Source organism: Lysobacter sp. K5869 (assembly GCF_018847975.1).
Classification (GTDB): Bacteria; Pseudomonadota; Gammaproteobacteria; order Xanthomonadales; family Xanthomonadaceae; genus Lysobacter.
In genome coordinates this window covers 4,116,172-4,133,437 of record NZ_CP072597.1, presented here as the reverse complement: position 1 = coordinate 4,133,437, position 17,266 = coordinate 4,116,172, and the positions used below count along the sequence as shown (strand labels likewise).

Sequence of the window (17,266 nt, the reverse complement as noted above, 5' to 3'; positions counted from 1 at the left end):
GGGTCAGGAGTGCGGCTGCAGGCAGTAGGAGAGTTCGCCCGCGGCGATGCGCTTGCGCGGGAAGCGCGGCAGGATCGCCGCGGCGGTGCGGCAACCGGCGGCGAGCGCGTCGTGCAGGCCGGCGCGGTTCAAACGTGCCGCCAGATAGCCGGTGTTGAAGCTGTCGCCGGCGCCGACGGTGTCGAAGATGTCGTGCGCCGCCTGCGTGGCGTAGCGGGTGGTGCGGCCGTCGACGTGGCCGAGCGCGCCGGCGGCGCCGAGCTTGACGATCAGATGGGCGCCGGGCTTGAGCCGTTCGGCGACGCGGCGCACGGCGGCGTCGAGATCGGCGCCGTCGTCGTGGCGGTCGGCGAGGCTCGTCGCTTCCAACTCGTTGACCAGCAGATGGTCGCAATGCGCGAGCCAGCCTTCGACTTCGCGCAGCACCTGCGGCGTCCAGCCTTCCGGCGGCCAGCCGGTGTCGAGCGCGACCTCGTAGCCCTGGCGCGAGGCCTGCGCCAGCAGTTCGCCGAACTGGCCGCGCAGGCCCGGCAGCAGGAACGGCGCGGTGAACAAGGCGACGCTGCCGGCCGGCGCTGGCGGCAGGTGCTGGAGCACGAAGTCGGGCGTCAGATGCTGCAAATGCCCGTAGCTGGTGAAGAAGGTGCGCTCGCCGCCGGTGTGCAGCAGCCCGACCGACATCGTGGTGTCGCTGGCGCAGGTCTGCAGTTCGACGCGGATGCCGGCCAGTTGCAGCAGCAGCCATTGGGCGAGGTCGTCGTCGCCGATCGCGCCGATCAGATGCGGGCTCAGGCCGAGATGGCGGGCGGCGAGGGCGGCATTGGCGGCCGAGCCGCCGGCGCGCAGTTCGCTGCGCGGCAGCAGCTGTTCGGTGCCGATCTTGGGCCAGCGATCGAGCGTGCCCAGCACCAGATCGACGCTGACGTCGCCGACGATGCTGAAGCGGGGCGGGGCGAAAGGGGGCTGATCGAGCTTCATGGGGGCCGACTATAGGCACCCCGATTCCGTCTCGTCAATAAAAATATCCAGTGGAAGTTTAATTAAATGCGGCGTCCTCCGACGGCCGGTCGGTGACCGAGCAGCTCGGCCGCCTGGAGGTCGGCGAGCTCGTCCTTCTGCACCCCTTCCAGGCGCGGCGAGAGCAGTTCGTGGATCGGCAGCACCGCGGCGCCGAGCAGCGAGCAGTCTTCCTCGCGCTGGGAAATCATCACCCGCGGCAGCTGCGGGTCCGGGCGGCCGCGCACCGAGCGGTGCAGCGGCTGGGCCAGTTCGACCAGCCGCTGCACCAATCGCTGCGGCGCGGATCCGCCGATGACGATGGTCTGCGGGTCGAACAGGTTTTCGATCATGCAGATCGCATCGCGCAGCCGCTGCGAGGCTTGTTCGCACCACTGCCGCAAGGGGCGGTCGGCGGCGTCGTCGAGGCGCTCGAGCCAATCCGGCGTGCGGATTTTTGCGTCGTCCAGACCCAGCGCTTCGGCCAGCGAATGCAGCGACAGATAGCGCTCCAGGCAGCCCTGGTTGCCGCAATAGCACGGCGTGCCGCCCGGAACGACCGGCACGTGGCCGATCTCGGTGGCGTTGCCGTCGGCGCCGCGGTAGTTGTTGCGGCCGACGATCAGCGAGCCGCCCAGGCCCATGCTCAGGTGCAGGTAGAAGAAGTTGTCCAGATGCCGGGCGACGCCGTACAAGGTCTCGCCGAGCGCGCCGGCGACGCTGTCGACGCTGTGGAACAAGGGCAGGCCGGTGGCTTCCTGCAGCTGATCCAGGATCGACAGATCCTTCCAGCCTTCCAGCGCGGTCGGGCCGACGAAACTCAGCTCGGTGTCGCCGAGCGGGCCGGGCAGGGCCACGCCGATGCCCCACAGCCGCGCATTGGCCTGCTTGCGCAGCGTGGCGACCAACTGCAGCAAGCCGGCCAGCAATTGCGCGCGGTCGCAGCCTTGCAGCTGCACCTCGCAGCGCGCATCGATCCGCCCGACCAGATTGACCAGCGCGCCCGAGGCACGGCCCGGTTCCAGGCTGATGCCGATGGACTGGCCGGCGTCGGGATTGATCTCGAAGGCGATCGGCGGCTGGCCGCGGGTCTTCAGGTCCTTCTGCCGGCGCGAGACGATCAGGCCGATGGATTCGAGCTCGTTGGTGATGTTGGCGACGGTCTGCGGGCTGAGCGAGACCTTTTCCTGGATGTCCTTGCGCGAGGCCGCGCCGTGCTGGCGGATGAAGTCCAGCACCAGGCGGCGGTTGTAGGGGGCGCTGGATTGCTGGGTGGCGCCGCGGCCAGTGTTCATAGGCGTTGAAACCGGTTGAGCGTAGGGGAGGGACGCCGCTGCATTATTCATACATCCATGTGAAGTATTATTGACGGCAACGGGCGGCATGGCTAACTTGCGCTGTGCTCAGTCTATCCGGAACCGTGCCGATGACCCGTTCGCCGCCTTCCCGCAAGACCGGACTTCTCGCCGTCGCCGCGCTGGCGATCGCGCTCTCCAGCCTGCCGCCCGCGGCCCGCGCCGCGGACGCGGAATCCAAGACCACGGTGTCGGTGAGCCTGCCGGCCGATCCGCTGCTGGTGCAGATCAATCAGGTGGCGCTGGAGCGGCGCGGGCCCAAGCGCGCGGTCGTCGAATACAAGGGCGAGGCCGCGCAGGGGCGTTACACCGTGCTGCGCGACGGCAAGCCGGTCCGGCGCGGCGAGTTGCGGGCGTTGCCGGCGTTCGCCGAATGGGGCGCGGGCAAGCGCTATTTCAGCGTCGATTTTTCCGACGCCGAACAAGCCGGCCGCTACCAAGTGGAGGTGCGCATCGGCCGGCAGCAGGCACGGTCGGCCGTGGTGCCGGTGCGCGACGACGCGATCTTCGCCATCGCCGGCGCGCAATTGCTCGGCTACTTCAAGCGCAGCCGCCACACCGACGCCGCCGACCGCGACGTGCCGATCTTCGGAACCTCGCGCCGGGCCGACGTATGGGGCGGCTGGCAGGATGCCGGCGGCGACAAGGGCAAGTACCTGTCGCACCTGGGCTACGCCAACTATTTCAATCCGCAGCAGGCCTCGATGGCCGCGTGGGTGCTGGCCTACGGCGCGCACGCGCGCAAGGCCTTGTTCGCCGCGCACGGCTTGCAGGCGCAGGTCGAGGACGAAGCGTTCTGGGGCGCGGACTACCTGCACCGCATCCTCGATAAGGAAGGCTATTTCTACACCACGGTGTTCGACCAATGGGGCACGCCGGGTGCCGTGCGCATGGTCACCGGCTACGAAGGGTCCGCCGGCACCTACACCGCGCTGTACCGCTCGGCGTTCCGCGCCGGCGGCGGCATGGCCATCGCCGCGCTGGCGCGCGCTTCGATGCTGGCTAAGCAAAGCGGCCGTCACGGCGAATTCGACGGCGCCCAATACCTGGCCGACGCCGAACGCGCCTACGCCCACCTGCGCGAGTTCAACCCGCGCTACTGCGCCGACGGCAAGGAAAACATCATCGACGACTACACCGCGCTGATGGCGCTGGTGGAACTGCACCACGCCAGCGGCCGTTCGGATTATCTCGACGATGCGCGCGAGCGCGCCACGAACCTGATCGCGCGCCAGCAAGCCGACGGCGGTTTCGTCAGCGACGGCGGGCGCCGTCCGTACTACCACGCGGCCGAAGCCGGTTTGCCGGTGATCAGCCTGTCCGCCTATGCCGATATCGAGCCGGAACGCGAGCGCCGCCAACGCGCGCTGGACGCCATCGCTTCGGCGCTGAAGCACGAGTTGGCGATCACCGACGCGGTCGCCAATCCGTACGGCTACGCCCGCCAGCGCTTTCAGCTCACGCAAAACGGCAAGGCCGCGGGCGAGATTTTGGACGGCTTCTTCATTCCTCATCGCAACGAAACCGGCTACTGGTGGCAAGGCGAGAGCGCGCGCCTCGCATCGCTCAGCGCGGCGATGGCGATCGGCGGCCGCAAGCTGGCCGAACGCGGCACCGCCGGCTACGGCCTGACCGCGGAACGCGCCGCTTACGCGCAAAGCCAGCTCGACTGGACGCTGGGCCGCAACCCTTACGGCATGTCCATGCTCTACGGCTTCGGCCGCGCGAACCCGCCGACCGTGCTGGAAAGCGCCGGCGAAATGTTCGTCGGCGGCATCTCCAACGGCATCACCGGCGCGCCGGGCAGCGACACCGGCGCCGGAATCAGTTTCGCGCCCGGTCCGGATTCGGAGCAGTGGCGTTGGGTGGAGCAGTGGATTCCGCATACGACGTGGATGCTGTTCGCGGTCATGACGATGGCCGCGGACGGGGACGAAGCGCGTTGAACGGTTTGCGGTGGCCGTCGGGGGATCGACCCACGGTCGAGCGTCGTCGCCGTCGATAAAGCAGTCGATGCACGACTGAGGTCGGCTGCGCGGGGGACGCCCGCGGCGCGGTAAGTTCTAACGTAACCATGCGCGACAGTTTGGAACGGGCGCCGGACGTATTCCCTTCGCGTGCGAGGAAAACACCGAGGCGACGCCCGGCGCGGCGTCCCGATCCGCGTACGCGCCGGCGTACGATCGCGCCACGCCCCCAGCCGGCCCTCGCTTAATGAACGCCACACCCGTTGTCAAAGCGGACGGCGCATCCCGACGCCGGGAAAATTGCAAACTCCGTCACCGATATTCGGTCCGGGCCGCCGCCCCGCGCGTCCCGGCGCCGACGCGTTCGCGCCCCGCGGGCGCCGCGGCCGTGAAACCTGCCGCACCTAGCCTAGTCCACTGTTCACCCCATCTTTCGACACGGTTAGCATGTCCGGCCGCAACCGAATAAGCTGTTGATGCGCATTGGATTGTTCGCGCTCGCGGAAGTCGGCTCAAATTTCGTCTCGATATAGGAACGGCAGGATGCGCAGTTCGGTAAAGATTTCGCTGCTGCTGGCGGCGGTCGCGGCAGTGGCGGTGGCGGTGGTGCTGATAGGGCGGGGTAAGGGCAAGAAGTCCGCGGCGGACAAGGACGATGCGCCGGTGCCGGTCACCGTGGTCGCGGCGCAGGCGAGCTCGGTGCCCGTGTTCGCGACGGCGCTGGGCACGGTCAGCGCGCTCAATACCGTGACGGTGAGCCCGCAAGTCGGCGGGCAGTTGCTGAGCATCGATTTCCGCGAAGGCCAGGAAGTGGCCCAAGGCGCGTTGCTGGCGCGGATCGATCCGCGCTCGGCCCAGGCCAGCTACGATCAGGCCGCGGCGGCGCGCAACCAGAATCAGGCGCTGCTGGCGACCGCGCGCTCGAACTACCAGCGCTCCAACGCGCCGGAATATCGCCAGTACGTGTCCAAGACCGATCTGGACACCCAGCGCAATCAGGTCGCCCAATACGAAAGCGCGGTCGCGGCCAACGAAGCCAATATGCGCGCCGCGCAGGTGCAGTTGCAGTACACCCGCGTCACCGCGCCGATCGCCGGCATCGCCGGCATCCGCAGCGTCGACGTCGGCAACGTGCTCAACGCCGGCACCGCGCTGGTCACGCTGACCCAGATCCATCCGATCCACATCGTGTTCAACCTGCCCGAGCGCCAGCTGCAGGGCGTGCGCGAAGCGCAGCGCGCCGGCGCGGTGACGGTCGGCGCGCTGGACCGCAACGACGCCCACGCGCTCAGCGCCGACGGCAAGCTCGACGTGGTCGACAACCAGATCAACGCCGACAGCGGCACCTTCCGCGCCCGCGCCGTGTTCGAGAACGCCGACAACGCGCTGTGGCCGGGCCAGTTCGTCAACGTGCGCGTGCGCCTGCGCACGATCGACGGCGGCATCGTGGTGCCGGTGCAGGCGATCATGCGCGGCACCGACAACGAATACGTGTACGTGCTGCAGGCCGACGACACCGTGGCGGTCCGTCCGGTCAAGACCGGCGTGGAAGCCGACGACAACCGCATCCTGATCGCCTCGGGCCTCAAGGCCGGCGAACGGGTGGTGACCGAGGGCCAGTTCCGGCTCAAGCCCGGCAGCAAGGTCAACGCGATGGCGCCCGGCGAAGCGGGCAAGCCGGCCGCGGCGGCGCCCAAGCGAGCGGCCGCCGACGCCAAACCCGCCGCCGCGCACTGAGCGCCGCCGCCCGACGCCTGAGCAAGGATCAGCCCGTGGGTTTTTCGACGATCTTCATCCGCCGTCCGGTCGCCACCGCGTTGTTGATGGCGGGGCTGTTGCTGCTCGGCATCCTCGGCTACCGCCAACTGCCGGTCGCGGCGCTGCCGGAAATCGACGCGCCGAGTCTGGTGGTGACCACGCAATACCCCGGCGCCAACGCCACCACTATGGCGGCGCTGGTGACCACGCCGCTGGAGCGCCAGCTCGGCCAGATCTCCGGCCTGGAGCTGATGACCTCCGATTCGTCGGCGGGCCTGTCGACCATCACCCTGCAGTTCGCGATGGACCGCGACATCGACATCGCCGCGCAGGACGTGCAGGCGGCGATCCGCCAAGCCACGTTGCCGCAATCGCTGCCGTATCAGCCGGTCTACAACCGGGTGAACCCGGCCGACGCGGCCATCGTCACGCTCAAGCTCACCTCCGACACGCGGCCGCTGCGCGAGGTCAACAACTTCGCCGATTCGATCCTGGCCCAGCGCCTGTCGCAGGTGCAGGGCGTGGGTCTGGTGTCGATCGCCGGCAACGTGCGGCCGGCGGTGCGCATCCAGGTCAATCCGGCGCAGCTGTCGAACATGGGCATGACCCTGGAAGACCTGCGCGCCGCGCTGACCCGCGCCAACGTCAATGCGCCGAAAGGCTCGCTCAACGGCGCCACCCAGTCCTACAGCATCGGCACCAACGATCAGCTCGCCGACGCGGCCGATTACCGCCAGACCATCATCCGCTACAAGGACGGCAAGCCGGTGCGGCTGTCGGACGTGGCCGAGGTGGTGGACGGGATCGAGAACGACCAGCTCGCCGCCTGGGCCGACGGCAAGTCGGCGGTGCTGCTGGAAGTGCGGCGCCAGCCCGGCGCCAACATCGTGCAGACGGTGAAGAACATCCGCGACCTGCTGCCGCAGCTGCGCAGCGTGCTGCCGGCCGACGTGCACCTGGACATCTTCTCCGACCGCACCGAAACCATCCGCGCCTCGGTGCACGAGGTGCAGTTCACCTTGCTGCTGACCATCGGCCTGGTGGTGGCGGTGATCTTCGTGTTCCTGCGCCGCCTGTGGGCGACGGTGATCCCGTCGGTGGCGGTGCCGCTGTCGCTGGCCGGTACCTTCGCGGTGATGGCCTTCGCCGGCATGTCGCTGGACAACCTGTCGCTGATGGCGCTGGTGGTGGCGACCGGTTTCGTGGTCGACGATGCGATCGTGATGATCGAGAACATCGTGCGCTACATCGAGCAGGGCAAGAGCGGCAAGGAAGCGGCCGAGATCGGCGCGCGCCAGATCGGCTTCACCGTGCTGTCGCTGACCGTGTCGCTGGTCGCGGTGTTCCTGCCGCTGCTGCTGATGCCGGGCGTCACCGGCCGCCTGTTCCACGAATTCGCCTGGGTGCTGAGCACCGCCGTGGTGCTGTCGATGCTGGTGTCGCTGACGCTGACGCCGATGATGTGCGCCTACCTGCTCAAGCCCGACGCGCTGCCCGAAAGCGAGGACGGGCACGAGCGCGCCGACGGCAAGCGCACGCTGTGGGCGCGCACGGTCGGCCTGTACGAGCGCAGCCTGGATTGGGTGCTGGCGCGGCAGGCGCTGACCCTGGCGGTGGCCGCGGCGGCGGTGGCGCTGACCGTGGTGCTCTACATCGCCATTCCCAAGGGTTTGCTGCCCGAGCAGGACACCGGCCTGATCACCGGCGTGGTCCAGGCCGATCAGAGCGTGGCGTTCCCGCAGATGCAGCAGCGCACCCTGGCCGTGGCCGAGGCGCTGCGCCACGATCCGGCGGTGACCGGCGTGTCGGCCTTCATCGGCGCCGGCACCATGAACCCGACCTTGAACCAGGGCCAGCTGTCGATCGTGCTCAAGGAGCGCGGCGACCGCGACAGCCTCGACGAGATCCTGCCGCGCCTGCAGAAAGCCGCCGCCGGCATTCCCGGGGTGGCGCTGTACCTCAAGCCGGTGCAGGACGTGACGCTGGATACCCGCGTCGCCGCCACCGAGTACCAGTATTCGCTGTCCAGCGTCGACGCGGCCCAGGTCGCCGAGCAGGCGCGGCGCATGACCGACGCCCTGCGCGAACGTCCCGAACTGGCCGACGTCGACAACAACCTGTCCAATCAAGGCCGCGCGCTGGAAGTGGCGATCGACCGCGAGAAGGCCAGCGTGCTCGGCGTGCCGATGCAGGCCATCGACGACACCCTCTACGACGCCTTCGGCCAGCGCCAGATCTCGACCATCTTCACCGAGATCAACCAGTACCGCGTGGTGCTGGAGGTGGCGCCGCAGTTCCGCACCAAGGAGGCGCTGATGCAGCAGTTGGCGGTCGCCTCCAACGGCTCGGGCGCGCTGACCGGCAGCAACGCCACCGCGTTCGGGCAGTTGGCGTCGAGCAATTCGGCCACCGCCACCGGCATCGGCAACCGCGACACCGGGATTCCGGTCGGCGGGGCGGGCATCATCCCGCTGTCGTCGCTGGCGCAGGCGCGGGTGACCAACACGCCGCTGGTGGTCAGCCATCAGCAGCAGCTGCCGGCGGCGACGATCCTGTTCAACGTCGCGCCGGGCTATTCGCTGTCGCAGGCGGTCGAGGCGATCGAGCAGACCCGCGACACGCTCGGCCTGCCGCTGCAGGTGCACGGCCAGTTCGTCGGCAAGGCCGCCGAATTCGCCGGCAGCCAGACCGATGTGGTGTGGCTGCTGCTGGCCTCGCTGGTGGTGATCTACATCGTGCTGGGCGTGCTGTACGAGAGCTACATCCATCCGATCACGATCATTTCGACCCTGCCGCCGGCCGGCGTCGGCGCGCTGCTGGCGCTGATGGTGTGCGGGCTGAGCCTGTCGGTGGACGGCATCGTCGGCATCGTGCTGCTGATCGGCATCGTCAAGAAGAACGGCATCATGATGGTCGACTTCGCGATCGAGGCGCAGCGCGCCGGCGCGAGCGCGCACGAGGCGATCCGCCGCGCCTGCCTGCTGCGTTTCCGCCCGATCATGATGACCACGCTGGCGGCGTTGCTCGGCGCGCTGCCGCTGGCGCTGGGCACCGGCATCGGTTCGGAACTGCGCCGGCCGCTGGGCCTGTCGATCGTCGGCGGCCTGCTGCTGTCGCAGCTGGTGACGCTGTACACCACGCCGGTGATCTACCTGTATATGGAGCGCTATCAGGATTGGCTGCGGCGCCGGCGCGAAGCGCGCGCGGCGCGCGGCGGCCACGCGCCGGCGGCGACGGCATGAGCCGGTCCCTCGCGGCGCGCGCCGGGCGGGGCGCATGAACCTGTTCGCCCCGGTCATCCGCCGGCCGATCGGCGCCTCGCTGATGGGGCTGGGCCTGATCCTGGCCGGCCTGTGGTCCTACCTCATGCTCGGCGTGGCCGCGCTGCCGTCGATGGACCTGCCGGCGGTGGCGGTGATGGCGCAGATGCCCGGCGCCAGCGCCCAGACCATGGGCAACACCGTGCTGACGCCGCTGGAGCGGCACCTGGGGCGCATCCCCGGGGTCAAGCAGATGGTCGGCATCGCCAACGAGAACAGCGCGCAGGTGCAGATCCTGTTCGAGTTCGGCATCAACGCCGACTCGGCCGCGCGCGACGTGCAGGCGGCGATCAACGCCTCGATGTCGGACCTGCCCGCCGGCATGCCGGCGCCGCCGCAGTACTTCAAGTTCGACACCGCGCAGTTGCCGGTGCTGCTGGTCACGCTGACGTCCTCGTCGATGTCCTCCGATCAGCTTTACGAAGTCGCCGACAGCCTGGCCAAGCCGGTGGTGGCGCGGGTGGAAGGCGTGGCGACGGTGCAGCTGTCCGGCGGTTCGCCGCGGGCGGTGCGGGTGGAGCTCGACGACCGCGCGCTCGCGGCCAAGGGCCTGACCGCCAACGAAGTGCGCAATGCGCTGGCCGCGGCCAACGTCACCTCGGCGCTGGGCACGATCAGCGACGGCCCGCAGCAACTGCTGCTGATCACCAACGCGTCGCTGCGCACCGCGCCGGACTTCGCCGGGCTGGTGATCGCGGTGCGCGATCGCGCGCCGATCCGCCTGTCCGACGTGGCGCGGGTGTACGAGGGCCAGGAGGACGAGTACCAGGGCGCCTGGTACAACGGCGAGCGCACCGTGGTCATGCAGATCAGCAAGCGCGCCGACGCCAATTCGGTGGCGACGGTGGAGGCGATCCGCGCCGCGCTGCCGGGCCTGCGCCGGATCGTTCCGGCCGACGTCGCGATCCACCCGATCTTCGACCTCACCCAGACCACCAAGGCCGGCCTGCACGAAGTCGAGTTCACCTTGCTGGTCAGCGTGGCCATGGTCGCGCTGGTGATGCTGCTGTTCCTGCGCCGGGTCGGCCCGACCCTGATCGCGATGGCGAGCGTGCCGCTGTCGCTGGCCGGCGCCTTCATCGCCATGTACTTCATGGATTTCTCGCTCAACACCTTGTCGCTGATCGCGCTGGTGCTGGCGATCGGCTTCGTCGTCGACGACGCCATCGTGGTGATCGAGAACGTGGTCCGGCACATGGAGCTGGGCCAGAAACCGCTGGAGGCCGCGCTCAACGGCACCCGCGAGATCGGCTTCACCGTGGTCTCGATCACCTTGTCGCTGGTCGCGGTGTTCGCGCCGATGGTGTTCGGCAACAACATCTTCGTGACCTTGGTGCGCGAGTTCTCGGTGACCTTGGTGGTGGCCATCGTGGTCAGCGCCGTGGTCTCGCTGACGGTGACCCCGGCGCTGTGCGGCAAGTACCTGCGCCACGATCCGACGCCGGCCGCGTCCGATCCGGGATTCTTCGCCCGCCTGGAGCGGCGCCTGCACCGGTTGGACGACGCGGTGCTGGAGCGGTACCGGCACATGCTGACCTGGTCGATGCGCCACCGCCGGCTGATGCGCTGGCAACCGATCAGCCTGATCGTGCTGACCGGCGCGCTGGCCGCGGCGGTGGCGATGACCGCCGGCGGCGGGGTCATGCCGGAAGAAGACCTCGGCATGATGCAGGCGATGGTCAAGACCGACGCCAACGTCTCGCCCGAGCGTTTCGCCGGCCGCGTGCGCCAGGTCGCCGCGACCCTGCAGGCCGATCCGGCCGTGGCCGACGTGACCACGGTGCTCGGCGGCAACGGCTTCGGCGAGACCGGCGGCGCCACCGCCAGCCTGTTCGTCGACCTGCGTCCGGCCCAGGAGCGCCGCGCCACCGTCGCCGAGGTGATCGCCCGGCTCAACGAGCAGTACAAGAATCTGTCCGATGTCGAAGTGGTGATGACTTCGGTGCAGTTCTTCGGCGGCGGCGGCGATACCCGCTCCAGCGGCGGGCAGTACCAGCTGCAGCTCACCAGCTCGACCGGCGGCAACCTGCAGGACACCACCTTGAAGCTGGCCCAGCGCATGCGCGCCTTGCCGCAGCTGCGCGATGTCGGCACCAGCTTCGACGGGGTCGGCAAGCAGCAGGCGATCAACGTCGACCGTCAGGCCGCCGCGCGCCTGGGCCTGTCGATGGCCGACGTCGACGACGCGCTCTACAACGCCTTCGGCCAGCGTCCGGTGTCGCTGATCTATTCCGACATCAATCAGTACCGGGTCGTGCTCGGCTCGGCGCGCGCGCGCGGATCGGGCCCGCAGCAGCTGCTCGACACCTACGTGCGCAGCGGTACCGGCACCATGGTGCCGCTGTCGGCGTTCGCGACGATCGCGCCGTCGATCACCCCGACCAGCGTGATGCACTACAACCAGCTCGAATCGGCCACGGTCAGCTACAACGTCGCCCAGGGCGTGAGCCAGGTCGAGGGCATCCGCGTGGTCGACGATCTGATCGCGCGCACGCCGCTGCCGCCGGGCGTGCAGGACGCGTACTCGGGCAACAACCAAAAGCTCATGGAAGCGGTCACTGGCGCGGCGATCATGCTGATCGCGGTGATCGTGCTGATGTACGTGCTGCTGGGCATGCTCTACAACAGCCTGTTCCACCCGCTGGTGATCCTGTCGACGCTGCCCGCGGCCGGCATGGGCGCGTTCCTGGCGATGCTGGTCACCCAGACCCAGCTGACGATGATGTCGGTGATCGCGGTGCTGATGCTGATCGGCATCGTCAAGAAGAACGCGATCATGATGGTCGACTTCGCCTTGGTCGCCGAACGCGAGCACGGCATGGATCCGGTCGCGGCGATCACCGAGGCCGCATTGGTGCGGTTCCGGCCGATCACCATGACCACGCTGGCGGCGATGGGCGCGGCTCTGCCGCTGGCGATCGGCTTCGGCGTCGGTTCGGAGATGCGCCAGCCGCTCGGCATCGCCATCCTCGGCGGCCTGATCGTCTCGCAGTTGCTCACCCTGCTGAGCACGCCGGCGATCTATCTGTGGCTGCACGACCGCAGCCAGCGCAAGGCGCAAAAGCGCGAGCGCCGGGCTCAACGCGCCGCCGCGAAGGATGCGGGCAAGGGCGGGGCGGGGCGGTTCGCCGGACTGTTCGCGCGACTGCGTCCGCAAGGTCGCGGCTGAGCCGTCGCGACCCGCGCCCTATACACGAATTTGAATACGCTGACGAATGGAATTTGTGGATTCCGCGTGGCCGCATGCGCGTCGTACTTGCGTTGATCAGTACATGAAATCAATCACAAATTAGTTTTGTCGACTGTCGCGCATTTCGGGTTTTTCCCTGGAAAACCGGCCCTTTTCGTTCATAAAATTAAGCGCGCCGTCACCTCGCGCAATCTTGAAAAGCTGAAGGTTTTCTGAAAGCATCTTTACAGCATGTAGCAGTTCGATATTTGGCACGGGGAAGGGGTGGTGCGATGTGGCCGCCCTGTCATTGAATCGAGTTCGTGGGATCGACAGATCGCTGGCTGTGCAGTGTCGGTAGTGTGCCGGCGTGTGTGCGTTCAGATGTGTCTCTTGCTTCTGCGCGTATGGAACAGGAAGTTCAATGTTTCGCAGGCAGCCATTGCTGGCGCGCATTTTGGGGTTCGTGGTGGTTCCGGCAGTAGTCGCCGCCGCCGTTGGCTGGTGGCATCTGCGCGACAGCCTGCCACCGTCGGCCGAACGCATCGCCGTGCCCGGATTGCAGGCGCCGGCCAGCGTCGAGCGCGATGCGCGCGGCGTACCGCGAGTGGTCGCGCATAGCGACCGCGACGCGTATTTCCTGATCGGCTACCTGCACGCGCAGGACCGGCTGTGGCAGCTCGAACTGCAGCGGCGCATGGCCCAGGGCCGGCTCAGCGAAGTGCTCGGCAAGGAAACCGTGCAGCAGGACATCTGGTTCCGCACGCTGGGGCTGTCCGCGTCCGCGCGCCAAGCCTGGACCGCGCTGAGCCCGCAGGCGCAAGCCTCGCTGCAGGCTTACGCCGACGGCATCAACGCCTGGCTCGATTCCAAGCCGGCGCTGCCGGCGGAATTCCTCGCGCTGGGCGTCGTGCCCGAACGCTGGAGCGTGTACGACTCGCTGGCGTGGTCGAAGGTGTTCGCGCTGGATCTGGGCGGCAACTACCGCCGCGAGATCGAACGCATGCTCGCCGCGCAGACCCTCGACCCGGTGCGTCTGCGCACGCTGTTCCCGCACGCCGCCGCGAGCCCGATCGCCGGCGCCGCGCCGGCCACGCCCGCGGCGATCGAAGGCTATGCGCGCATGGCCGACTTCCACGCCGCGCTCGAACAGCGCACCGGCCTCAACGGCCGTTACGTCGGCAGCAACGCGTGGGCGGTGTCGGCCAAGCTCACCGGCGACGGTTCCACGCTGCTCGCCAACGACCCGCATATGGGCCTGCAGATGCCGTCGCTGTGGTACATGGCTTCGCTCAAGGGCGACCGCCTCGACGTGTCCGGCGCGACCTTGGTCGGCCTGCCGCTGGTGGTGTTCGGGCGCAACGCCAAGATCGCCTGGGGCGGCACCAACCTCATGGCCGACGCGCAGGACGTCTACCTGGAACAGGTCAAGCCCGACGACGCCTCGCGCTATCTCGCCGACGGCCAGTGGCTGCCGTTCGAGCAGCGGGTGGAATCGATCCAGGTGCGCCAGAGCTTCCCGACCTTCCTCAACGCGCCGATCAAGCCGCTGCGCGTGGCCGTGCGCTCGACCCGCCACGGGCCGGTCATCAACGACATGTTCCAGGTGTTCGAGCAACCCGCGGCGCTGCGCTGGACCGCGCTGGACGCGGACGACACCTCGTACGAAGCGTTCTATCGCCTGGGCTACGCCGGCGATTGGAACGAATTCGACGCCGCCGCCGGTTATCTGGTCGCGCCCGCGCTGAATCTGCTCTACGCCGATCGCGGCGGCCATGTCGGTCACCTCGCCGCGGGCCGCATTCCGCTGCGCGCGGCCGGCGACGGCGGCGCGCCGGTGCCGGGCTGGACCGACGAATACGCCTGGACCGGCAGCCTGCCGCATGCGCAGATGCCGCGCGTCTACGATCCGCCGTCGGGCTTTGTCGCCTCGGCCAACAACGACCCGACGCCGCCGGGCTACGCCCATCTGATCTCCCACGACTGGGCGCCGCCGACCCGCGTCGAGCGCATCGCGCAGCTGATCGACGCGGCGGTCGCGGCCAAGCAGCCGGTCGATCTGGCGCTGATGCAGCGCATGCAGGCCGACCAGCACAGCGAATCCGCGCGGCGCCTGCTCAAGGTGCTGCTGCGCCACGAACCCAACAATCCGTATCAGCACCGCGTCTACGAAGACCTGCGCAAGTGGGACGGCCGCATGGACCGGGACAGCCGCGCCGCGACCGTGTTCAACGCGTGGCTGCGCCATCTCAAGCGGCGTCTGGTCGGCGGCGCGCTGGAAGGCTATTGGAACCGCTCGCGCCAGAACCGCGCCTTGCAGGGCATGGCCGATGCGGTCGATCCGGACACGGTGATCGCGATGCTGTCCGGCCGCTCCGGCCAATGGTGCCGCGACCGCGAGAACAGCCAGCCGACCGATTGCGACCTGGTGGTCGACGCCGCGCTCGACGACGCGGTGCGCGAACTGCGCAAGATGGCCGGCGACGATGTCGACGACTGGGCCTGGGGCGAGGTGCACCAGACCGTCTACCGGCACGCGCCCTTCAGCAGCGTCAACGTGCTGCGCAGCTGGTTCGAGCGCCGCATCGGCAACGGCGGCTCGCCGGACACGCTCAACGTCGCCGACTACGCGCTCGGCGAACGCGGCAGCTACGAGCAGACCTTCGGCGCGGGCTTCCGCCAGATCGTCGCGCTGGCGCCGGGCAAGACCGCGCACGTGCAGATGAACTCGACCGGCCAGTCCGGCAACGTGCTCAGCCGCCATTTCGACGACATGGTCGAGGACTTCCGCGACGTGCGTTACGCCGACATGGCCGCCGCCGGCGCGACGCGCACGCAGTTGCAGCCGGCGCCGCCGGCATCGCCGGCGCCCGCGTCCGGCGCGGCCGCCAACCCGGGAGCGCGCGCGCAATGAGCATCCTGTCTTCGTTCTCGCAACGCGCGCCCAACAAAGTGTTCGTGGCGATGCTGCTGGGCACCTTGGCCGGCATCAGCTACACCCTGGTGATCCCGCTGGTGATGAACGTGCTCGACCCGGGCGCGGCCAGCTTCGCCACCACCGAGCCGGAAACCGTCACCCTGTTCGGCTGGCAGGTCTCGCATTACCGCTTCGCCTTGCTGTTCGTCGCCAACTGTCTGTTCATCCTGTTCGCGCGCACGGCTTCGCAGGTGATCCTGTCGCGGGTGGCGCTCGACGTGACCACCGACCTGCGCACGCGCATGTACCAGCGCATTTCGCAGGCGCCGGTGGCCGAACTTGAACGGGTCGGTCTGGCCCGGCTGGTGGCCTCGATCACCGCCGACGTGCCGGTCATCGTCGCCGGCGCGCGGCTGCTGCCGGATCTGCTGACCAACGCGGTGACGCTCGCCGGCGTGCTCGGCTTCCTGCTGTTCCTCAGCCCGAGCGTGTTCTGGTTCGTGCTCGGCTGCATCGCTTTCGGCGTGGTCACCTATCAGTTGCCGATGATGCTGGCGCGGCGCTACCTGATCCGCGCGCGCGGCCATCTCGACCATCTGCACGAAGGCATCCGCGGGCTCGTCCACGGCGCCAAGGAACTCAAGCTCAACTCCGACAAGCGCCGCGACTACGCCGACAACGTGCTCGCGCTGAACGAGCGGCTGGTGCGCGAGACCGCCAAGACCGGCATGAGCGTGATGTCGGTGGCACAGAACTACGGCAATCTGATCGTGCTGTTCGTGATCGGCGCGATCGCCTTCGTCTACGTCAACTACCATTCGATGGGCCCGGCGGTGCTGGCCGGCGTCATCATGGCGCTGCTGTACGTGACCGCGCCGGTGGCGGCGCTGCTGAACTTCGTGCCGCAGCTGAGCATGGCGCGGGTGGCGCAGCGCAAGGTCGATCAATTGTTCGGCCAACTCGCCCACGAAGAGGTCGAGGACGACGGCGCGCCGCGCCGCGAATGGCAGCGCATGCGCCTGGAGGCGGCGGGTTACCGTTATCCGGGCCGCGACGGCGAAGCCGGTTTCCATATCGGGCCGATCGATCTGGAGATCGAGCGCGGCGAGATCGTGTTCATCGTCGGCGGCAACGGTTCGGGCAAGTCGACCCTGGCCAAGCTGCTGACTCTGCATTACCGCGCCGACTCCGGCCGAGTGACGTTCGACGGCGTCGCAGCCGACGCCAGCACCATCAGCGGCTTCCGCCGCGGCATCGCCGCGATCTACTCGGACTACTACCTGTTCGACCGCCCGCTCGGCGTCGACGGCGAGGCCGCCCGCGCCGAGATCGAGCGTTATCTGGAACTGCTGGGCCTGTCCGGCAAGGTGCGTTTCGCCGACGGCCGCTTCAGCACGCTGTCGCTGTCCGACGGCCAGCGCCGGCGCCTCGCGCTGCTGGTGGCCTTCCTCGAAGACGCCTTGCTGTACGTGTTCGACGAGTGGGCGGCCGATCAGGATCCCGCGTTCAAGGCGGTGTTCTACGGCGAAATCCTGCCGGCGCTGAAGGCGCGCGGCAAGGCGGTGGTGGCCATTTCCCACGACGACCGCTACTTCGCCGCGGCCGACCGGGTGGTGACGATGGCCGAGGGCGTCGTCGCCGGCGTCTCGCCGCAGCGGGTCGCGACCCTGCCGGCGTCCGCGCCGGCCGCCGCCGCCGTGGATCTGGCCTGATCGAAGCATCGAACCGTCGCAACGCCGCATAGAAGCGGACACAGGAGCGCAAGTGGAAGCGGGGACGGGAGG

General features: G+C 68.7%; 7 protein-coding genes and 1 pseudogene. 6 read left to right on the top strand and 2 right to left on the bottom strand.

Annotated elements, in window-relative coordinates; genetic code table 11:
- Positions 1–3 precede the first annotated feature (3 nt).
- Both J5226_RS17375 and J5226_RS17370 read right to left on the bottom strand, forming a co-directional pair.
- A complete protein-coding gene (locus J5226_RS17375; RefSeq protein WP_215835685.1) occupies positions 4–978 on the bottom strand; it encodes a carbohydrate kinase family protein in 975 nt (324 codons plus the stop codon).
- Positions 979–1,040: 62 nt separating this feature from the next.
- Entirely contained in the window at positions 1,041–2,291 is a 1,251-nt protein-coding gene (locus tag J5226_RS17370; protein ID WP_215835684.1) for an ROK family transcriptional regulator, read from the bottom strand.
- 131 nt (positions 2,292–2,422) lie between these two features.
- On the opposite strand from J5226_RS17370, the gene J5226_RS17365 reads away from it, so the two are divergent.
- The 6 genes and pseudogenes from J5226_RS17365 to J5226_RS17340 all read left to right on the top strand — a co-directional run bounded on the left by J5226_RS17365 (position 2,423) and on the right by J5226_RS17340 (position 17,194).
- Entirely contained in the window at positions 2,423–4,297 is a 1,875-nt protein-coding gene (locus J5226_RS17365; protein WP_215835683.1) for a glycoside hydrolase family 9 protein, read from the top strand.
- A gap of 564 nt (positions 4,298–4,861) precedes the next feature.
- A pseudogene (locus tag J5226_RS17360) lies at positions 4,862–5,986 on the top strand (efflux RND transporter periplasmic adaptor subunit); the annotation flags it as partial.
- A gap of 104 nt (positions 5,987–6,090) precedes the next feature.
- Positions 6,091–9,318, top strand: coding sequence for an efflux RND transporter permease subunit (locus tag J5226_RS17355; RefSeq protein ID WP_215835681.1), 3,228 nt, complete (start codon positions 6,091–6,093; stop codon positions 9,316–9,318).
- Between the two features lie 34 nt (positions 9,319–9,352).
- A complete protein-coding gene (locus J5226_RS17350; protein ID WP_215835680.1) occupies positions 9,353–12,565 on the top strand; it encodes an efflux RND transporter permease subunit in 3,213 nt (1,070 codons plus the stop codon).
- Positions 12,566–12,989: 424 nt separating this feature from the next.
- Entirely contained in the window at positions 12,990–15,479 is a 2,490-nt protein-coding gene (locus J5226_RS17345) for a penicillin acylase family protein (RefSeq protein WP_215835679.1), read from the top strand.
- A complete protein-coding gene (locus tag J5226_RS17340; RefSeq protein WP_215835678.1) occupies positions 15,476–17,194 on the top strand; it encodes a cyclic peptide export ABC transporter in 1,719 nt (572 codons plus the stop codon). The genes J5226_RS17345 and J5226_RS17340 overlap by 4 nt, the downstream gene beginning before the upstream one ends.
- Positions 17,195–17,266: the final 72 nt, after the last annotated feature.

Coding starts and splice junctions, on each gene's coding strand:
- J5226_RS17345 (WP_215835679.1), top strand. CDS start 12,990: ATGTTTCGCAGGCAGCCATTGCTGGCGCGCATTTTGGGGTTCGTGGTG.
- J5226_RS17370 (WP_215835684.1), bottom strand. CDS start 2,291: ATGAACACTGGCCGCGGCGCCACCCAGCAATCCAGCGCCCCCTACAAC.
- J5226_RS17350 (WP_215835680.1), top strand. CDS start 9,353: ATGAACCTGTTCGCCCCGGTCATCCGCCGGCCGATCGGCGCCTCGCTG.
- J5226_RS17375 (WP_215835685.1), bottom strand. CDS start 978: ATGAAGCTCGATCAGCCCCCTTTCGCCCCGCCCCGCTTCAGCATCGTC.
- J5226_RS17365 (WP_215835683.1), top strand. CDS start 2,423: ATGACCCGTTCGCCGCCTTCCCGCAAGACCGGACTTCTCGCCGTCGCC.
- J5226_RS17340 (WP_215835678.1), top strand. CDS start 15,476: ATGAGCATCCTGTCTTCGTTCTCGCAACGCGCGCCCAACAAAGTGTTC.